Raw genomic sequence first — 19,482 nt, 5'->3', positions numbered from 1 at the left:
GGCGACGGGGGCAATAGTGCAACGCTCCCCGGGGAGAGCTCGGCATAAGCCGTCAAACCACTGCGCAGGGAAGGCCGTGTGTTGGGCTTCACCTGTATGCCGCTGTGCACGCTTTTCGTAGCGCACGCTTCGCACAGTGGACCGTGGGTGCCCGGCCGGCACCCGGTCTTCCCTGCGCCCTTTGATACAAGAGGGCGACACGACGAGGCAAAGCTCGGGCGACACACGCCGCGAGACTGCAGCGTCATGTTTGCTTTTCAAAAAGCACGCAAATTTTGTCGAAATCGATCGGGATCGCATATGTGCAGGCGCGACCAAACGTCGTTGCACCTGTCTGAACTTGCGCGGGAAAATATTGGCGCAATAATGCGCCTCTACGTTGTGATCCGGAATCAACCGGATCAGCCTGATGGAGGGCGACGAAAGTGTTCGCTCGCGCCGCGGCCTCGGCCGCCGTCATCGTCACTTTGGCCGCTTTTGATGGTGCGGCCGCACAAACGGCCAACCAGCCGCCTGATACGATGGCGGCGCGGGTGGAGGCGTGCACGCCCTGTCACGGCAACAAGGGCGAAGGCACCAGCGACGTCTATTTCCCGCGCCTTGCCGGCAAGCCGGCCGGCTATCTCTACAATCAGCTGCTCGCCTTCCGCAGCGGCCGGCGCAAATACCCACCGATGAACTATCTGCTGGAGTTTCTGCCCGACCCGTATCTGGAGGCGATGGCCGAATATTTTGCCAGCGAGCATCCGCCGCTGCCGCAGCCGACGCCAAGCGAAGTCAGCAAGGACGTCCTCGCGCAAGGCGAGCTGCTCGCCACCAGCGGCGATGCCGGCCGCAACATTCCGGCCTGCGTCAGCTGCCACGGCCCTGCACTCACGGGCATGCAGCCGGGTATCCCCGGTCTGCTTGGCTTGCGCGCCGCTTACATCAGTGCGCAGCTCGGAGCCTGGCGCTATGGCACGCGCACGGCGAAATCGCCCGACTGCATGCAGCTCGTCGCCGGACATTTGACGGAAGCGGATGTGACCGCCGTTGCAGCCTGGCTCGCGACGCGCCCCGCGCCTGACAAACCGGCTCCCGTACCGAAGGGCACCTACGCGCTGCCCTTCGGCTGCGGCAGCCAGCCCAATTGACGAGGCGGATGATGGGCTCGAAACTATCGATTGCTCTGCTCGCTCTCGCCGCCTTTACCGCGGCGGCGCAGGCGCAGGACAAGAGCGGTGACATCATCGCGCGCGGCGAATATCTCGCCCGCGCCGGCGATTGCACCGCGTGCCACACCGCGCCGGAGGGCCGCCTGTTCGCCGGCGGCCGTGCCATGCCGACGCCGTTCGGCACGCTCTACACCTCCAACATCACGCCCGATCCGGAGACCGGCATCGGCAAATGGAGCGCCGACGATTTCTACAAGACCATGCACAGCGGCCGCTACCCCGACGGCGGGCTGATCTATCCGGCGATGCCGTTTGCGTCCTACACCAAGGTCACGCGCGCCGACAGCGACGCGATCTTCGCTTATTTGCGCGCGATTCAGCCGGTGAACCAGAAGAACAAGCAGCACGAGCTGCGCTTCCCCTACGACAACCGCCAGCTCATCCTGGGATGGCGCACGCTGTTTTTCCGCGAAGGCGAGTTCAAGCCTGATCCGTCGAAGTCAGCCGAATGGAATCGCGGCGCCTATCTGGTCGAGGGCCTCGGCCATTGCGGCATGTGCCATTCGCCGATCAACGCGCTCGGCGGCACCTCGCAATCGGATGCCTTCAAGGGCGGCCTGATCCCGATGCAGAACTGGTACGCGCCCTCGCTCACGTCCAACCGCGAGGCCGGCCTCGGTGACTGGAGCATCAAGGACATCACCGACCTGCTCCAGACCGGCGTCTCCATGCGGGGCGTGGTCTACGGCCCGATGGCCGAAGTCGTGCACAACAGCCTGCAATATCTCGACGACGCCGACACCAAGGCGATGGCGGTGTACCTCAAGGGCATCGCGGAGCCCTCGCCTCCGCCCGCGCCGAGCTCGGCGCTGCCGACCACCGAGAGCAGCCTGCTGATCAGCCTCGGCAAGACCGTCTACGACAAGAATTGCGCGAGCTGTCACGGCACCCAGGGCGAAGGCAAGCCGCCGCACTGGCCGCCGCTCGCCAACAACCAGTCGATCGAGATGCAGTCGGCGGTCAACCCGATCCGCATGGTGCTCAATGGCGGCTACCCGCCGGGTACCAGGGGCAATCCGATGCCCTACGGCATGCCGCCATTCGCAGGGCTCCTCTCCGACAACGAGATCGCCGCCGTCGTCTCCTACATCCGCACCGCCTGGGGCAATCGCGGCACGCCGGTCTCGGCGCGCGAGGCCAACGAGCTGCGCTCCGCACCGCTGAACTGAGAGGCGCCATGTTCAATTCCGATCCGCCGACCAGCCCGGCCGCCGCCGACCAGGCCGTCGAGGAAGTCGTCGCCGCCGGACCGTCGGGCGCGATCGTGGTGGCCGGCATCGCCACGGCCTGCGTGGTCGCGATGTGGCTCGCCTTCTACCTGTTCGTCTTCCTGCCGCGCGGGCCACTGCAATGAGCGCAGAGCAAGCCCATGGCAGCGCCAGCGCCGAGGTCGCGGCCCGCGTCGAGCGGCGCTGGGCCACCATTGCCGTGATCATCATCGTGTGCATGGCGTTGCTTGCGGCGTTCGCCGGCATCCATCGCGCGACCATGCCGCAGCCGCGCGTCGAGACCATCGATCCCTCGCGGATTCATCTCTCCGGCGAGTTTGTCGAGAGCAATCTCGGCAGCGTGCTGGAGGCCAATGGCAATGTCACCGTGCGCGCGATCGGCCAGCAATATTCCTTCACGCCGGCCTGCATCGTGGTGCCTGCGGACACGCCGATCACGCTGCGCGCCACCAGCGCCGACGTCGTGCACGGCATCCTGATCCAGGGCACCAACGTCAACACCATGCTGGTGCCTGGCTACATCTCCGAGCAGCTGATGCGCTTTACCAGGACCGGCGACTATCTGATGCCCTGCCAGGAATTCTGCTCCTTCGGCCATGAGGGCATGTGGGGCAAGGTCAAGGTGATCGACAAGGCCGACTTCGCGGGTCGCGCGAAGGGCGGCGGGAGGCTGAGCTGTGTTGGTCAATAGGAAGCTCATCCTCGCTCATTTCTGGCTGGCCTTCGCGGTGTTCGGCTTCGCGCTGACGCTCGGTGCCTGGCAGATGTTCATCCGCAGCCCGATCGGCACCTGGCTGTCCAATCCCGAGCTGTACTACCGCTCGCTGACCGCGCACGGCACGGTGATGGGCTACGTCTTCCCGACGCTGGTCGCGATGGGTTTTGGTTACGCCATCAGCGAGTCCGCGCTGGAGCAGCGCCTCGTCGGCGTGCGCTGGGCCTGGACCGGCTTCTGGCTGATCGTCGCCGGCAGCATCATGGCGCTGATCCCGATCGCTCTGGGGCGCGCCTCGGTGCTCTACACCTTCTATCCGCCGCTGATCGGGAACGTCTTTTACTATCTCGGCGTGGTCCTGGTCGTGGTCGGCTCCTGGATCTGGGTCGCGCTGATGTCGGTGAACTTGCGCGTCTGGCGCAAGGCCCATCCCGGCGCGCCGGTGCCGCTCGCCATGTTCGCCAATGTCGCGGGCTCCTACTTATGGGCCTGGACCGCGGTCGGCGCCGCGCTCGAGCTGCTGCTCCAGATCATTCCCGTCGCGGCAGGCCTGAAGGCCACCATCGATGCCGGCCTCGCCCGCATCTTCTTCTCCTGGACGCTGCACGCCATCGTCTATTTCTGGCTGATGCCGACCTACATCGCCTATTACACCATCGTTCCGCGCGCGATCGGCGGCCGGGTCTATTCCGACAGCATGGCGCGGATCTCCTTCATCCTGTTCCTGGTGGTGGCGATGCCGATCGGCATGCACCACACCTTCGCCGATCCCATGGTCGGCGCCGGCTTCAAGTTCATCCACTCGGCCTTCACCGCGCTGGTCGCGCTGCCGACGCTGCTGACGGTGTTCACGATCTGCGCCTCGGTCGAGATCGCGGCGCGGCTACGCGGTGGCCGCGGCATGTTCGGCTGGATCAAGGCCCTGCCCTGGGACAATCCGATGATGCTGGCGCTGGCGTTCTCGTTCGTCATGCTCGGCTTCGGCGGCGCCGGCGGCCTCATCAACATGAGCTATCAGCTCGATGCTTCCATCCACAACACGCAGTGGATCACCGGCCATTTCCACCTGATCTTCGGCGGCGCCATCGTGATCATGTATTTTGCGATCGCCTACGATCTGTGGCCGCATTTGACCGGACGCGAGCTGATCGATCTCCGCCTGATCCGCACCCAGCTCTGGCTGTGGTTCATCGGCATGATCGTCACCACCTTCCCGTGGCACTGGGTCGGCATTCTCGGCATGCCGCGCCGCATGGCCTATTTCGACTTCGGCGATCCCGCCATCGCGCCACAGGCGCTGTCGGTGACCTTTTCAGCGATCGGCGGCTTCATCCTGCTGGCCTCGGGTATCATGTTCATCGTCATCCTGGCGCGTGGCATGCGCGCACCATTGGCTGACGCAGGCCCCTACCGCTTCGCGCTCGCCGTGCACCAGCCAGCGACCGTGCCTGTCGCGCTCAACACGCATGCGCTGTGGGTGGCGCTGATGATCGCCCTCACCCTCACCAATTACGGCTATCCGATCCTGAATCTGGCGCTGAGTTCGGGCACGTCAGTCCCTGCCGTCTATGTGGGAGCGCAGTGATGAGCACGCGCGACCTTTTCACTTTCAGCAACAGCCATTTCAGGATCGGGGTCGGTATCACCGCCGCGATCCTGATCGTGACGGCGATCGCCGGCTTCATCGTGCTGCCCTTCGCGCAGCCCTGGGTGCAGTTCGCCAACGTCTGGGATGCGATCTGTAGCGCCGCCGGCGTGCCGCAGCGCGCGCCGAGTGTAACGACGCCCGAGCAGAGCAAACGCCTGTCGGAGGTGGTGCTGACCTCGCGCACACTGGCGCGTCCGAGCCAGGAGGCGATCGGCCGGGGTGCAACGCTGGCGCAGCGCTGCGCGATCTGTCACGGCCCGACCGGCATCAGCCGCGCGGACTCGCCCAACCTCGCCGGCCAGTATGCCGCCGTGATCTACAAGGAACTGCACGATTTCCGCTCCGGCGCGCGCACCAATGCGGTGATGTCGCCGTTCGCCGTCAATCTGACCGACGACGAAATCGCCGATCTCTCGAACTACTACGCCTACCTGCCGCGACTCCCGGCCTATCATCCGACGCCGCAACTGCCGAAACCCAACATCGTTATCTACGGCGCGCCGATCCGCGGCATCGCGCCCTGCGGCGCCTGCCACGGCAGCCTCGACAACAAGACCGGCAGCCCGTGGCTCGAAGGCCAGTCCGAGGCCTACATGAAGGCCCAGCTCCAGGCTTTCGCGTCAGGCGAGCGCCGCAACGACATCAGCCAGCAGATGCGCAACATCGCGCGCGCGATGACACCGCAGGAGATCGAGCAGGCCGCGGCGTACTACGCCTCGCAGCCGCCGGATGTGGTGAAGGCCGTGGATTGAAGACGGGTCCCGTAGCCCGGATGGAGCGAAGCGTAATCCGGGGCGCTCGGGGCCGCGATGCATTGGCCCCGGATTTCGCTTCGCTCCATCCGGGCTACACGTCCCTCACGTCGACGCCAGCTTCGGCCGGCCGTAAATCGCATCCGCGCGTTTCTCGAACGCCGTCGAGAACCGCGCAAACGCGGCATCGAACATCGAGCCCATCAGCATCGCCAGCATGCGGCTCCTGAACTCATAGGCGAGGAAGAAGCCGACGTCGCAGACGTCACTGCCCTCCTCCTGGCCCTTGGGCTCGAACGTCCAGCGGTTTTCGAGGTTGCTGAAAGGACCTTGCAGATACTCGACCAGAATTTTCAGATTGGCGCGATCGAGCGTCACGCGGCTGGTGAAGGATTCCTTGACCAGCTTGAACGACACCGTCATGTCGGCGACCAGCACCTCGGTGCCGTCGGGCTTCGCCATGCGCTGCCGGACCTTGAGCGCGCTGCACAGCGGCACGAACTCCGGATAGCGCTCGACGTCGGCGACCAGATCAAACATCTTGTGTGCGCTGTGATTGACACGGCGCTTGCTCGAAAATTTGGGCATAGCGGTTCAGCGGGCGTTAGCTGCCCGTGCGGCCTTCAGTCTCGCAAAGTCCTCGCCGGCATGATGCGAGGAACGGGTGAGCGGGCTCGCCGACACCATCAGAAAACCCTTGGTGTAGGCGACCTTTTCGTAAGAGCCGAACTCGTCCGGCGGCACGTAGCGCATCACGGCGTGATGCTTGCGGGTCGGCTGGAGATATTGCCCGATGGTCAGGAAGTCGACGTCGGCCGAGCGCAGATCGTCCATCACCTGCTGCACCTCGTGGCGCTCCTCGCCGAGACCGACCATGATGCCGGACTTGGTGAAGATGGTGGGATCGAGCTCCTTGACCCGCTGCAACAGCCGGATCGAGTGGAAATAGCGCGCGCCGGGCCGCACCGTCAGATAGCGCGACGGCACGGTCTCGAGATTGTGGTTGAAGACATCTGGCCTCGCCGCGACGACAACTTCCAGCGCGCCTTCCTTGCGCAGGAAGTCGGGCGTCAGGATCTCGATCGTGGTCGAGGGGCACGCGGCGCGGATCGCACGGATGGTCTGGGCGAAGTGCTCGGCGCCGCCGTCGGCGAGATCGTCGCGGTCGACCGAGGTGATGACGACATGCGCGAGGCCGAGCTTCGCCACGGCCTCGGCGACGTTCGCCGGTTCGGCCGCATCCAGCGCGTTGGGCATGCCGGTCTTGACGTTGCAGAACGCGCAGGCCCGGGTGCAGGTGTCACCCATGATCATGAAGGTCGCGTGCTTCTTGTCCCAGCACTCGCCGATGTTCGGGCAGCCCGCCTCCTCGCACACCGTGTGCAGGCCGTTGGCCCGCACGATGTTGCGGGTGTCGGCATAGCCGCGGGTATTGGGCGCGCGCACGCGTATCCAATCCGGCTTCGGCGGCGAAGCGGAATCGGGGCGATTCACCTTTTCGGGGTGACGCGGGCGCAGCGGGTTCGAGATAGTGTCGACAATAACGACCATGGGGTGTCCGGTCTGTTCAGGTCCTACCTAGTCGGTCTGGCCCGGCATCGCAACCCGGCTCGCCCCGCTTCAGGGAACATGGCAGATATGGGCAATATCCTGCTCTGTTCTCAGGCGATTCTCACCTCGAATGGCTCCAGTCTCGAAACCTTCCACGGCGCGGCTCGGCAAGGCCCTGAAGCGCGGCTTTTTCGACCGCGGCGTCCGCGAGGTCGCGCACGATCTGATCGGCGCGACCATGCTGGTCGGCGGCGTCGGCGGGATCATCGTCGAGGTCGAGGCCTATCATCATACCGAGGCTGCCGCGCACTCCTACAACGGCCCGACGCCGCGGAACCAGATCATGTTCGGCCCGCCCGGCTTTGCCTATGTCTACCGCTCCTACGGCATCCACTGGTGCGTCAACTTCGTCTGCGAAGAGGAAGGCTCGGCTGCGGCCGTGCTGATCCGCGCACTGGAGCCGACGCACGGCCTGGCCGCGATGCGCCGCCGCCGCCATGCGGTCGATGTCCACGCGCTCTGCTCGGGCCCGGGCAAGCTGACCGAGGCGCTCGGCATCACCATCGCGCACAACACCCTGCCGCTGGACCGGCCGCCGATCGCGCTGCATGCACGAACGGAGGACGTGGAAGTGGCGACCGGCATCCGGATCGGAATCACCAAGGCCGTCGAGCTGCCCTGGCGCTATGGCGTGAAGGGCTCGAAGTTTCTGAGCAAGCCGTTTCCGAAATAGGCTTAGGAGGCCTGCTTCAGCCGCTCCAGCGCTTCGAGCAGCTTGGCCTTGCGGGCCAGCGCCGCCTCGCGCTTTTCGCGCTCTTCCTCGACGACCTCCTCGGCCGCATTGGCGACGAACTTCTCGTTCGCGAGCTTCGACTCGGCGCGCTTGATGTCGGCGTCGGCCTTGCCGATCTCCTTGTCGAGGCGGGTGCGCTCGGCGGCGACGTCGATCACGCCCTTCAGCGGCAGCGCGGCCACTTCGCCGCGCACGAGCAGCTGAACCGCACCGTCGGGCGCGCGGTCGGCGAAGGAAATATCCGACAGCCGCGCCATGCGCTTGATGACGTCGGTCCAGCGCGGCGCACGCTCCTTCGTCTCCGCCGAAGCGCCTGCGAGCACCAGCGTCGTCAGCGTTGCCGGCGCGATGTTCATCTCGGCACGCACCGAGCGGATCTGCGTGATCAGGTCGATCACCCAGCCGATCTCGGCTTCCGCCTTGGGATCGGTGAAGTCGGCATGGTCGAAGATCGGCATGATCAGGGCCGGCGAGATCAACGGATCGGTGGGCCCGGCGGCTGCCGCGAGCATCGCGAGCTGCTCCGGCGTCGGATCGGCCGGCTTCAGCGGCCATGGCGCCAGCGCCAGCAGGCCATCGCGCTTGGCCGTCACCTCCCACAGCTCCTCCGTGATGAAGGGCATGAAGGGATGCAGCAGCTTCAGGATCTCGTCACGCGCCCAGGCGACCATGGCGCGGGTTTCGTCCTTGGCGGGACTATCAGGGCCGAGCAGCACGGGCTTGGCGAGCTCGACATACCAGTCGCAATAGACGTTCCAGACGAAGCGGTAGATGCTGCCTGCGGCATCGTTGAAGCGATAGGCCTCGATCGCCTCGGTCACCTCACGCGTGGTGTGCGCGCTCTCATGCGCGATCCAGCGGTTCAGCGTCTCCTTGACCTTCGCCGGCTCGAAGCCCTCGGGCACGGCGCAATGGTTCATCTCGGCGAAGCGGGACGCATTCCACAGCTTGGTCGCGAAATTGCGGTAGCCCTCGACGCGGCTGGTGGCGAGCTTGATGTCGCGGCCCTGTGCCGCCATCGCGGCCAGCGTGAAGCGCAGCGCGTCCGCGCCGTATTCGTCGATCAGGTTGAGCGGATCGATGACGTTGCCCTTCGACTTCGACATCTTGGCGCCCTTCTCGTCGCGGACGAGGGCGTGGATGTAGATGGTCGAGAACGGCACCTCCTTCATGAAGTGCAGGCCCATCATCATCATGCGGGCGACCCAGAAGAAGATGATATCGAAACCGGTCACCAGCGCATTGGTCGGGTAATAGCGCTTCACCTCGGGGGCGTCTTCCGGCCAACCGAGGGTCGAGAACGGCCACAGCGCCGACGAGAACCAGGTGTCGAGCACATCCTCGTCACGCGTGATGAAGCCTTCGCGCTTGTTGCGGTCGAGCGCCATCTCGCGCCCCTGCTCGGCCGTGATGACCTCCTGCTCGACGTAATAGCCGAGCGCGTGGCTGATCGCCTCTTCCTCGGTCTCGGCGACGAACACCTTGCCGTCCGGTCCATACCAGGCCGGGATCTGATGGCCCCACCACAGCTGGCGCGAGATGCACCAGGGCTGGATGTTCTCCATCCACTCGAAATAGGTCTTTTCCCAGTTCTTCGGCACGAACGACGTTTCACCCGAACGCACGGCGGCGATCGCCGGTTTTGCGAGTGTCTTGGCGTCGACGTACCATTGGTCGGTGAGATAAGGCTCGATCACGCTGCCCGAGCGATCGCCGTGCGGCACCATGTGGGTGTGCGGCTCGATCCGCTCAATGAAGCCGAACGATTCCAGCCGCTCGACAATGCGCTTGCGCGCCGCGAAACGGTCGACCTTGTGAAACTCCTCGGCGAACTGCGCGGCACCTTCCGGCAGATTGCGCAGGTAATCCTCGTTATCGACGAGGTCGAGGCACCCTTCCCTGTCGATGACGCTGATCCGGGCGAGGCCATGGCGATTGCCGACCTCAAAATCGTTGAAGTCGTGCGCCGGCGTCACCTTGACCGCGCCCGAGCCCTTTTCGGGATCGGAATATTCGTCGGCAACGATCCTGATCTTGCGGCCGACCAGCGGCAGGATCACGTTCTTGCCGACCAGCTTCTGATAGCGCTCGTCCTCGGGATGCACGGCAACGCCGGTGTCGCCGAGCATGGTCTCCGGGCGCGTGGTGGCCACGACGATGAAGCTCGTGGGATCCTCGGGGCTGAAGGTCGTGCCCTCGATCGGATAGCGCAGGTACCAGAGGTGGCCCTTGACCTCGGTCTGCTGCACTTCGAGATCGGAGATCGCGGTCAGGAGCTTGGTGTCCCAGTTCACCAGGCGCTTGTCCTTGTAGATCAGGCCGTCGCGATGCAGTTCGACGAACACCTTGATGACGGCCTTCGACAGGCCCTCGTCCATGGTGAAGCGCTCGCGCGACCAGTCGCAGGAGGCACCGAGCCGCTTAAGCTGGTTGATGATGGTGTCGCCGCTCTCGGCCTTCCACTGCCAGACCCGCTCCAGAAACTTCTCGCGGCCCATCTCGCGGCGCCCGGGCTGCTGGCGCTCCATCAGCTGCCGCTCGACCACCATCTGGGTGGCGATGCCGGCATGGTCGGTGCCGGGCTGCCACAGCACGTCGCGGCCGCGCATGCGCTCGAACCGGCACAGGATGTCCTGCAGCGTGTTGTTGAGGGCGTGGCCCATGTGCAGCGAGCCCGTCACGTTCGGCGGCGGGATCACGATGGTAAAGGGCACGGCGTCGCGGCGGTCGGGGCGGCCGGCCTTGAAGGCAAGGCTGTCCTCCCACACCACGGACATGCGGGCTTCGATATCGGCGGGCTGGTAATTTTTCTCGATCATGGGGTCGCTAGAAAGCCGCGTGCGGGGGGCAAGTCAACGAAAAGGTCAACGGCAAACGGGCTTTCCGGCCCGGTCGGCAGACCCAAGGTGACGCATAAGCAGGGCTTTATGAGGGCTCGGCGGCCCGCTCTACCTGCCGCCGCGCGAGACCCGCTCGATTTCGGCCTTCACGATGCGTTCGACCAGACCCGGCAAATTGTCGTCGAGCCAGGATTTCAGCATCGGCCGCAGCATCTCCTTGACCAGATCCTCCAGCGTCCGCGCGTTGCTGCTGAGCACGGTATGGGCCAGGGAGTTGAAGGCCGATTCGACCGCGGAGACGGTCGATTGCGCCAGGATCGGCTGCTGTGGCGGCACCGGCGGCGCGTCGAAGTCCACCGGCGCGTAGGACGGCGGCGGCGGCGCCGGGCGTGGCGGGGGCGATTCGGCAAATTCCAGATCGTCGCGCGGCTCGACCTTGCGGAAGCTCGGTGGCGGCGGCGGGGGCGTCGGCTCCGGGTCCATCGCCATGTCGTCGGTCAATTCGAGCACGTCGGGCTCGGGCTCCGGTTCGGGTTCCGGAGCGCGGACCTCGGGAGCCGGCGTCGCCGCATCGAGCCCCGCGAGCAGTGCGTCGATATCGTCCTGATTGTTGGACGCATCCGCCGCAGGTGCCGGCGGCGGAGCAGGCGCCGGCTTCGCGGCCGGCGGTGGCGCCGGCTTTTCAGCGGCAGGCTTGGCGGGGGCAACCTTGGAGGGCGGAATGTCGTTCATCGCCTGCGGCTTGGGTGCGGGTGCGGCGGAAGCGGGCTTGGCAGCTTCAGCCGGCGGCGGCTTGGCCTCATCGTCGGCAATGATGCGCCGGATCGAGGCCAGAATCTCCTCCATCGAGGGTTCTGTGACCTTTGCAGGCTGCGTCATCTCCGACTCCACATCATCAACGCCCTCGCATGCGTTGTTTTACACCAAGCACGACAGGATTGGCCGGTTCCGCAACGGACGCCCCGACATTTTCGTCGCGGCAGCCCGACTTGTCCCCAGTTCACGGCTCAACGTGCGGCGGTGCGCCCCTGCCCTCGGCACTCAAGCTTTACGCACACGACATCGAATGCGGGGCGAATCGACCCGCATCTTCTTGGCAAGGCTATGTCAGGGATTTTGACGATTGCAAGCAAAGCACCGGTCGGCGTCGTCTGTTCGCGAGGCCGACCGGATGACTACGGGGCTTTAGCGCCCGTCAGGGATGCGCACGCCGGCCCAGCTGTCGCGGACCTGATGGTAGTGCACGCTGGGGTCGTAGACCGTGGTGTTGAGACCGAGCACCTGCGGTGCGAGACGGCCGACCGCGTTGAGCACCGAATAGGACGCCACCACGCGGTCATGCTGGGCCGTGACGAGCGCAACGCGTGCGTTGACCAGTGCCTGCTGTGCGTTCAGCACGTCCAGCGTGGTGCGCTGGCCGGCCTTGGCTTCCTCGCGCACGCCGTTCAGCGCGATCTCGGAGGCCGTGACCTGCGCCTGCGCGGACTTCACCTGCGCCTTGCCGGCTTCGAGCTGGCCCCAGGCCTGCACCACATTGGCGCGGGTCTGATCGCGCGTGGTCTCGAGATTGAGGCGCTGCTGCGCCAGGTTCTCTTTCGACTGGCGGATCAGCGCATATTCCGCGCCGCCCTGGAAGATCGGCACGGAGGCTGTCGCGATCGCGGACGCGGTCGACGTTTTGAAGACCGTCAGGGTCTGCTCGGTCGACTGGGTGACGCCCGCCTGGACCGTGACCGTCGGCAGCAATGCGCCCTCGTTGATCTTCACCTGCAAATAGTTGACGTCGATGCCGAACATCGCGGCCGTGACGTTGGGGTTTTCCACCAGGCTGAGATTGACCGCCGAGGCAATGCCCGTGGGCAGGAAACGATCGACCGGCGAGCCCGGGGCAAGATTCGTCGGCTCGTTGCCGATGATCCGGCGGAAGTTCGCACGCGTCGTCGTGAGATTGGATTCGGCGGTCAGCGCCTGCGTCCTGCCGGCCGCAAGCTGCGCTTCCGACTGCGCCACGTCGGTGCGCGTAACCTCGCCCACATTGAAACGATCGCGCGTCTGCTTGAGCGTCTGCTCGAGCACGCGCACGTTGCTGCGCTGGACTTCCAGCGTCGCGGAGTCGCGCAGATAATCCATGTAGCTCGTGGCCGCCTGCAGCAGGACCGTCTGCTCGAGCACACGCAACGCCTCGCGGGACCCCGAGACCTGGCTCTCCGCCGCGCGCGTCCTGTTGGCGGTCTGATTGCCGTTGTAGAGCGTTTGGTTGATGGTCAGGCTGGCGCTGTTGGGCTGAAGGGGGCCGGACGTATAGGGCGAGGCGCTATAGATCGATGAGCCCTTCTGCGTCGCCTGGATATCCTGATACTGATAGCCGCTGCTGATGCTCAAATTGACCTTGGGGCGGTAGCCCGACAAAGCCTGCGGCACGTTCTCGTCGGTCGAGCGCACCTGGGCGCGCTGCGCGTTGAGCTGCGGATTGTTCTGATAGGCGCGCACCAAGGCGGCCTCGATCGTGTCCGCCATGGCAGGCGTCGGCCCGGCAAGCGCCAGCAACAGGACCGAAACCGCAGCTCCGGTGAAGAGCTTCACCCCATGCATCCCTGAAATTCCGTTCATTCTAACGCCCGGCTCGTGCCCGCGAGCTGGGTTATCGTCTACCACTGGAGTCGTTGCCCCGCCGCAACATAGGACGCGGCCGGGCGCGACGGAACTACCTCAAGGTAGTTCCCGGTGGAAACTCTTCACGTGCAGCATCCCGGCCACACTTCTGATTCAGAACGGGATTTTAACAGGCTTTGGGCCGTCAGAAGACGAAGGCGGCGGCCCGTTCCAGCCCGGGAAGGACCGGGGCTGCGGCATCGAACAGGGCGCGATGGCCGAATTCGCCGTGAGTATGGGTCACGATCACGGCCCGTGGCGGCCTGGATTCGGCAGACACGCCCAACAGGCGCCCGCCCTCCTTCAGCTGCCCGAGCAAGCCGTCAGGCATCACCTCGGCAGCACCGTTGAGGATGATCACGTCATAGGGAGCGGCGGACGAATCGCCCTCGATGCAGGAAGCGACCTTGCAGCTGACGTTGGTGAGCCCGAGGCCAGCCAGGGCGTCCTTGGCCTTCGCGGCCAGGGCCGGATCAGATTCCGTTGCGGTGACCTGGCGCGCGAGCTTGGCGGCCAGCGCCGCGAGGTAGCCCGTGGCGCAGCCGACCACCAGCACGTTGTCGTCCTCAGCGATCTCGGCGGCCTGGAGCAGCTTACCGGTCAGCTGCGGCTTGATCAGGAAGCGCTTGGCGGCGCTCTCGCTCACGTCGAGATCGAGGTCGAGATAGGCCAGCGCCTGCCTGGCTGCCGGCACGAAGGCCTCGCGAGGAACCGTGAGCATGGCGTCGATAACACGGCGATCAGTGACGTCATTGGTGCGCACCTGGCCATCGACCATTTTGAGGCGCGCGGTCGAGAAACCGGACATTTGCGGACCCTGAAATGCGGACGATGCCGCGGACGGAAGTTGCGGCATCTTTGGAACATGCCCGGCCAAAACGCAACATGGCCGTTGGCCTCCGCCGGCCAACGCTTCGCAACTCACCGCATCAGGGGCGATGGACTATTCGATCGTCACCGCGAGGCGGCCGATCAGGGCCGCGACTTCGTCCAGCCGCGCCGAATCGGGCGTCTCGACGGCCCGCGCCAGACGGGCGATGCATTCGTCGTCGCTGAGCTCGGGAACGTCGGCCGGCAAAATCGAGGGAGCCAGCTGGGCACGGTCGATCTGGATAAGGGGCATGAAAACAGCTCCGTAAATGTCCGGCGCTGCAACGCTCGATTCAAATTAAGTCGATTTGGTGCCGCCCGTGCTGCGTTGAAGCCGCTGCCGTACACATCTGCTTGAACGCGATTCTGTGCCGGATTCAGGCGCGAACGGGGCTGAGAGACCGCTCGAACGACATCGCGCGCCACATCAGGGCGTCGTCACAAGTCGTTGAATTTGCGATGGAATTTGGCTCCCCGGGCTGGATTCGAACCAGCGACCATCCGATTAACAGTCGGATGCTCTACCGCTGAGCTACCGAGGAAAAGGCGAACCGTTCGTTCGCGCGCGGCTGCGTATAACAAAGCCGCTTGCGCTTGCAAAGGACGAATTCGCGATCTTGTACAATGCGGCGAAGAAGGGCCTTGAGGCCCCTCCCCGGACTTGGGTCAGGTCAAACTATTCGGCGACGAAGGACGTGGTCTTGGTGCCGGAATCGTAGCGCAGCCGCAGCGCGGTGAACTTGCAGAGGTTGACGTTCTTCCACAGCACCGACTCGTCGTAGTTCTGCCAGTCGACGCGGATGTTCCAGACGCATCCCTCGTCGTCATCGTCGAACTCGACATAGGCGCTGGCCTGGTTCTGCAAAACCTTGTCGAGCTCGTTCTCCCACTCGTCGAGGCCATCGTCCGGCGCGTTGAAGCCGAGGAATTTGATGGCATAGCCGGTCTCGTTGACGACGGTGACGTTGCGGGCGTCGGCCGCGAATGACGGCGCGGACGCGATCGAAAGACCGATCGCGACCAGTGCAGACAGAAAATACTTCATGTGAAATTCCCCCGATCGAAACGGCTTCCGGCGCCTGGCGTCGATCGGCGCAGGCGCCGCGGCAACACATGGCGTTGCCTCCGAAGATTCGTCCGGAGCGTGATCGAAAGGTTCAACACGCCTCGATCAGCACTCCGGAGCTGTACGCGACGCGAGACGCGCACGGGGATTTCATATCGATTCGAATTCTCCGCAGCAATGAACCGGCATTCATAGATCGGCGGAGTTTGTTTTCTCCGGTGCGGGCACAACTGCCGGCGTTACCGCGGCGCCGTTGGGCTTGCCTGTCACCGCGCCGACCAGCGCCTTCACGGGATCGTCGCCCGGCGCAAAGCCACTCTGGCGCAGGATCTCGTCGATCATCGGACGCAGCGCGTGCACTTTGAGGAGCTCTCCGGCAAGGCCTTCGCCGAAGCCGACATTGCCGCCGCCGGTGCCGCCGAACGCACCACCGGTGTGCAGGATGCGGACGTCCTTGAGGTTTCCGATCGGCTTGACCATCTCGGCCAGCGCCGAGGGCATGGTCTCGATCCGCCGCTTGGCGAGCTCGAAGTCGATGACGTTGGCGCCGAGCTTGTTCTGCGCCTCGTTCTTGAGCGTGATGATCGCGGCTTCGGCCTCACCGATGTTCCTGACACCGACCGCCTTGATCTTGTTGGACTCGGCTTCGGCCGTCGCCAGCGTCTTGGTGGCCTCGGCGCGATCGAGCGCCGCCTTCTTCTCCGCTTCGGCCGCCACGATCACCTCGGTCGATTTGCGCTCGGCCTCGGTGCGTGCGGCAAGCACCTGGGTGAGACGGGCACGGTCGGCGACCTCGACGGCGCGCGCGGTGACGACCTTTTCCTCCGCGGAGACCGCGATCGCCTCGGCCGTCTTGGCTTCGGCGACGGCTTCCGAGGTCTGCTTGCTCTTGGAGGCGATCTGGATCTCGTTCTCCTGCGTGGCGATCTGGATCTCGCGCTGCGCGTCGGTCTTGCGCTTGTTGATGGCGAGATCGGATTCGATGACCGCGGTTTCCTTGACCTGCTTGGCGCCCGCCTCCTTCTCGGCCACGGCACGGTCGGTATCGATGCGGGCGTTCTCTTCGGTGAGGCGCGCGGTCTGGGTCGCGGTTGCGACCTCGGCACGGGTGCTCGCGGTCTTGTTGGCGATGTCGCGCTCCTGGGAGAGCTCGGCCTCCTTCTTGGTGCGTTCGATGGTCAGCGTCTGCTGCCGCGCCTCGAGGTCCTTCTGTGCGATCGCCACCTCATTGTCGCGCACGATCGAGTTGCGGTCGCGGCGCCGGGTTTCGGTGACGGTCTTCAGCTGGGTCAGACCTTCGGCGTCGAAGAAGTTTTCCGGGTTGAAGAACTTGACGTCGGTCTGGTCGAGCTTGGTCAGCGACACCGACTCCAGCTCGAGGCCGTTCGATTTCACGTCGGACTCGACCGTGGACTGCACGTGCTTGACGAAGTCCGAGCGCTTCTCCTGAAGCTCCAGGATGGTCATGGTGGCCGCCACCGAGCGCAGGCCGTCGACGAATTTCGCCTCGACCTGGTTGCGCAGGGCCTCCGCATCATTGGTCAGCGCGCCCAGGGTCTGGCTTGCGAGCGCGATGCTCTCCTCATCCGGGCGGACGCGCACATAGAACTCGGCGACGATGTCGACGCGCAAGCGGTCCTTGGTGATCAGGGATTCCCGCTCCTTGCGCTCGACGGTGAGGCGCAGCGTCTTCAGATTGACGCTGGCATAGGAGTGGAAGATCGGCAGGATCATGGCGCCGCCGTCGAGCACGACCTTCTTGCCGCCGAGGCCGGTGCGCACGAAGGCCTCGTCGCGCGTGGCGCGCTTGTAGAGAATGGTGAAGACGATCCCGAGGACGACGATCAGCGCGACGCCGATCATGGCCGGGACTGCGATGTCGAACATGACTTTCTCCGCTAATGAGCTGGGCAGGCTAACTGCTTAGAGTCGGCTTGGACGGTTTGAGTTCATCCTCGGCCTTGACCGCCACGAAGCGGGTGCCGGCGCGATCGACCAGCAGGACCAGGGTGCCCTGCGGCAGAGGCGCTGACGAAGGTGCTGCGACCGCCTGGACGAAATGGCGGTTGCCGTGGATGTCGGCGACGCTGACGCGGCCGGGCGGCCCCTGGTCGAGCGGACCGATCACCACCTCGCCGACGCGACCGACGAGATCGCCGAGGCCGATGACATAGCTTTCATCCCTGGGAATGACCCGCGCGATCGCCCTGCTGGCGGTGCGGACCAGAGGAACCGAGACGGCAACCGCCCCGACCGAGGCCAGCGTCGCCGGCAAGGGACCTGCCACCATCCGCGCGATGTCCTGGATCAGGAAGCCGGTGATGGAGAAGGCGCCGAGCACCAGCAGCAGGAAGATCAACAGCGGCACGCCGCCGACATTGATCCAGGAAATGGCGTTGATGACGCCATTGTCGCTGGGGTGACCGAAATCGATGTTGGTGCCGAGCATCTCGCTCAGCGAGGCCCCGACCAGCATCGAGACCACCTCGATCGCGCCGACGATGACGATCATGGCCGCCGCGATCGCGAACGGCCTGACCTCCGGCGACATGACGTGTTCGAGCAATGCGCTCATGACACATGACTCAGGAGCGCGACTTCAACCGCGCCAGCCTCGCTGCAATCTCCTTGTCGCGATGCAACGTGCTGAGCTCGTCGATGTCGCTGGAATAGGGAATGGCTGCGGGAACGCCGGTGGCGCGGGCCACCGCCCTGCCCGCGCGCAATGCCTTCGCCGCCGCCGCGGCACCGCCGGGCTTCCGGGGCGACGTCGAGGCCTGATGGCTGGCCGCAGCCTCACTCTTTGCAAGATCGGCGCGGCGCTGCTCGGCATCCTGCAATGCCGACAGCACGGCGCGCAGCGAGGTGACGGATTGCTCGATCTTCTCGCTGTTCTCGTCGATGGCGCGGGAGAGCACCTCGAACTGCGCCTCCAGGTCCATCTGCCGTGCGATGCCGGCGCGGGCGAGATCGTCACGTCCGTCGGCGATCACGCCCTCGATCTTCGCCGTGAGATCGGTCATCTCGCGCTCGATCTCGGTGCGGCGTGCGTTGAGGCGATATTCCTCGGCCCGCGCGGCCGCGAGCGCATCGCGCGCCTCGCCTTCCGCACGTTCGATCTCGCGGATGGCCTGGCCGACCACCTTGAGCTTGTTCTTGCCTTCCGCCTGCTCGATCGCGTCATAGGCGATCCCGGCGATCAGGCGCCCGACCCGGGACAGGAAATTGTCGGGGGCGGCAGCAATGGTATCCATGGCGTTCTCCTCCTCTGGCAGACTGTTCGGCGTGACGCCGTAGTGAACCTCGAAACCGTCGTCGGTGCGGATGAGGTGCGCGGGCACGCTCTGCCCCCAACCCTCGGCATAACCGGCATAGTCGAAGGGCACGCTGAAGCGCCCTTGCACGGTCGAAATCGAAATGGTGGCCGGGCCCTTGATCTTGGCGAGCTTGTCGTCGAGCGGCAGGCGGCGGCCTTGGGCTGCGCGATAGTCGGCGCGGTCGCGCAGGCCCAGCGTCACCAGCCGCGAGGGCAGCGCGGTTTCTTTCCGGATCGGCTCATAGGCATGGGCGTGCAGCAGGACGACGTTGGAGCCCACATTGTGAGTCCGCGCGACCTCATCGAGGATCTGCATCATGCGGTCATAAGCCCGGAACGTCGCCTCCATGGCGGCCTTGGCGGCCGGGTCAGGGGCAAGCCTGTAACGCAGCGCGGACGGCGCGTTCTTGGGCGACTGGCTCATGGAAAGCACTAAAGCACCATTTTGGTGCTTTAGGAAGGGGAAGATTGATCACGTTCCACTGATCCTTGTGCACTCTGGAGATTAGTCGCGGTGGCTCGGGTCCCCGTTCAAGGCAGGCGATCATCCCTAGATCACGGCCAATCAAGACTTCTTGCACGCGCGGGCTGCAATTTGAGGTAAAACTGCGGGCGATCGCACGACATTGAATTGCGAGGCGCCGCTCTCTCCACGTCATTGCGAGGAGCTCTTGCGACGAAGCAATCCAGAGTCCTTCCGCGGAAACAGTCTGGATTGCTTCGCTTCGCTCGCAATGACGGAATTGGACGCAATACGTCTCTGTCCCAACTAAAATCTCACGCGCAGACGCGGCTTCGCATCCTCGCGGCTTGTCTCGCCCGAGCTTTGCTTGATC

The 19,482-nt window shown here is 65.0% G+C and carries 18 protein-coding genes and 1 tRNA gene; 7 read left to right on the top strand and 12 right to left on the bottom strand.

Annotated elements, in window-relative coordinates; all coding sequences use genetic code 11:
- Positions 1 to 425 precede the first annotated feature (425 nt).
- The 6 genes from PMI42_RS36415 to PMI42_RS36390 are packed head-to-tail and all read left to right on the top strand — an operon-like array spanning position 426 to position 5,558.
- Entirely contained in the window at positions 426 to 1,133 is a 708-nt protein-coding gene (locus tag PMI42_RS36415) for a c-type cytochrome (RefSeq protein ID WP_008144826.1), read from the top strand.
- Between the two features lie 11 nt (positions 1,134 to 1,144).
- Positions 1,145 to 2,383 (top strand): cytochrome c, encoded by a 1,239-nt coding sequence (locus tag PMI42_RS36410; protein WP_008144823.1) that lies wholly within the window; start codon positions 1,145 to 1,147, stop codon positions 2,381 to 2,383.
- Between the two features lie 8 nt (positions 2,384 to 2,391).
- Positions 2,392 to 2,568 carry a hypothetical protein gene (locus PMI42_RS40245; protein ID WP_008144822.1) on the top strand — a complete coding sequence of 59 codons (177 nt, stop codon included), beginning with the start codon at positions 2,392 to 2,394 and terminating at the stop codon, positions 2,566 to 2,568.
- On the top strand, positions 2,565 to 3,134 hold the full coding sequence (locus PMI42_RS36400; RefSeq protein WP_008144819.1) for a cupredoxin domain-containing protein: 570 nt from the start codon (positions 2,565 to 2,567) through the stop codon (positions 3,132 to 3,134). The genes PMI42_RS40245 and PMI42_RS36400 overlap by 4 nt, the downstream gene beginning before the upstream one ends.
- On the top strand, positions 3,121 to 4,743 hold the full coding sequence (locus PMI42_RS36395) for a b(o/a)3-type cytochrome-c oxidase subunit 1 (protein ID WP_008144817.1): 1,623 nt from the start codon (positions 3,121 to 3,123) through the stop codon (positions 4,741 to 4,743). The genes PMI42_RS36400 and PMI42_RS36395 overlap by 14 nt, the downstream gene beginning before the upstream one ends.
- Complete coding sequence (locus PMI42_RS36390) at positions 4,743 to 5,558, top strand: c-type cytochrome (protein WP_008144815.1); 816 nt, start codon at positions 4,743 to 4,745, stop codon at positions 5,556 to 5,558. Before PMI42_RS36395 ends, PMI42_RS36390 begins: the two co-directional genes overlap by 1 nt.
- Before the next feature lie 105 nt (positions 5,559 to 5,663).
- Here the strand turns inward: PMI42_RS36390 and PMI42_RS36385 are convergent, their stop codons facing one another.
- Positions 5,664 to 6,146, bottom strand: coding sequence for a type II toxin-antitoxin system RatA family toxin (locus PMI42_RS36385; RefSeq protein ID WP_008144813.1), 483 nt, complete (start codon positions 6,144 to 6,146; stop codon positions 5,664 to 5,666).
- Positions 6,147 to 6,152: 6 nt separating this feature from the next.
- Positions 6,153 to 7,109 carry a lipoyl synthase gene (gene lipA / locus PMI42_RS36380; RefSeq protein WP_008144811.1) on the bottom strand — a complete coding sequence of 319 codons (957 nt, stop codon included), beginning with the start codon at positions 7,107 to 7,109 and terminating at the stop codon, positions 6,153 to 6,155.
- 130 nt (positions 7,110 to 7,239) lie between these two features.
- Between lipA and PMI42_RS36375 the strand changes: the two genes are divergently transcribed.
- Positions 7,240 to 7,842, top strand: coding sequence for a DNA-3-methyladenine glycosylase (locus tag PMI42_RS36375; protein ID WP_008144808.1), 603 nt, complete (start codon positions 7,240 to 7,242; stop codon positions 7,840 to 7,842).
- Positions 7,843 to 7,844: 2 nt separating this feature from the next.
- On the opposite strand, the gene PMI42_RS36370 is transcribed toward PMI42_RS36375, so the two are convergent.
- From PMI42_RS36370 to PMI42_RS36325, 10 genes are all read right to left on the bottom strand, one after another.
- Positions 7,845 to 10,721 carry a valine--tRNA ligase gene (locus tag PMI42_RS36370; protein ID WP_008144806.1) on the bottom strand — a complete coding sequence of 959 codons (2,877 nt, stop codon included), beginning with the start codon at positions 10,719 to 10,721 and terminating at the stop codon, positions 7,845 to 7,847.
- A gap of 129 nt (positions 10,722 to 10,850) precedes the next feature.
- Positions 10,851 to 11,621, bottom strand: a complete 771-nt coding sequence (locus PMI42_RS36365; protein ID WP_008144804.1) for a PopZ family protein — start codon at positions 11,619 to 11,621, stop codon at positions 10,851 to 10,853.
- Positions 11,622 to 11,927: 306 nt separating this feature from the next.
- Positions 11,928 to 13,334 (bottom strand): TolC family outer membrane protein, encoded by a 1,407-nt coding sequence (locus PMI42_RS36360; protein ID WP_008144801.1) that lies wholly within the window; start codon positions 13,332 to 13,334, stop codon positions 11,928 to 11,930.
- 205 nt (positions 13,335 to 13,539) lie between these two features.
- Positions 13,540 to 14,202, bottom strand: coding sequence for a protein-L-isoaspartate O-methyltransferase family protein (locus PMI42_RS36355; protein ID WP_008144799.1), 663 nt, complete (start codon positions 14,200 to 14,202; stop codon positions 13,540 to 13,542).
- 135 nt (positions 14,203 to 14,337) lie between these two features.
- Positions 14,338 to 14,517: a hypothetical protein gene (locus PMI42_RS36350; protein ID WP_008144797.1), complete on the bottom strand. Its 180-nt coding sequence runs from the start codon at positions 14,515 to 14,517 to the stop codon at positions 14,338 to 14,340.
- 214 nt (positions 14,518 to 14,731) lie between these two features.
- Positions 14,732 to 14,806, bottom strand: a tRNA-Asn gene (locus PMI42_RS36345).
- Positions 14,807 to 14,940: 134 nt separating this feature from the next.
- Complete coding sequence (locus tag PMI42_RS36340; RefSeq protein WP_008144795.1) at positions 14,941 to 15,309, bottom strand: hypothetical protein; 369 nt, start codon at positions 15,307 to 15,309, stop codon at positions 14,941 to 14,943.
- A 210-nt stretch (positions 15,310 to 15,519) separates the two neighbouring features.
- Positions 15,520 to 17,217: a flotillin family protein gene (locus PMI42_RS36335; protein ID WP_008144793.1), complete on the bottom strand. Its 1,698-nt coding sequence runs from the start codon at positions 17,215 to 17,217 to the stop codon at positions 15,520 to 15,522.
- Positions 17,218 to 17,245: 28 nt separating this feature from the next.
- The gene (locus PMI42_RS36330; protein WP_008144791.1) at positions 17,246 to 17,905 is read right to left on the bottom strand and encodes an OB-fold-containig protein; all 660 of its coding nucleotides are present in this window, start codon (positions 17,903 to 17,905) and stop codon (positions 17,246 to 17,248) included.
- Between the two features lie 10 nt (positions 17,906 to 17,915).
- A complete protein-coding gene (locus PMI42_RS36325; protein WP_035967997.1) occupies positions 17,916 to 19,079 on the bottom strand; it encodes a PspA/IM30 family protein in 1,164 nt (387 codons plus the stop codon).
- Positions 19,080 to 19,482 lie beyond the last annotated feature (403 nt).

The sequence above is a fragment of the Bradyrhizobium sp. YR681 genome (genome assembly GCF_000282615.1).
In the GTDB taxonomy this organism is placed as follows: Bacteria; Pseudomonadota; Alphaproteobacteria; order Rhizobiales; family Xanthobacteraceae; genus Bradyrhizobium.
The sequence above is the reverse complement of the archived record's forward strand: the minus strand, read 5'-3'. Positions and strand labels throughout refer to the sequence as shown.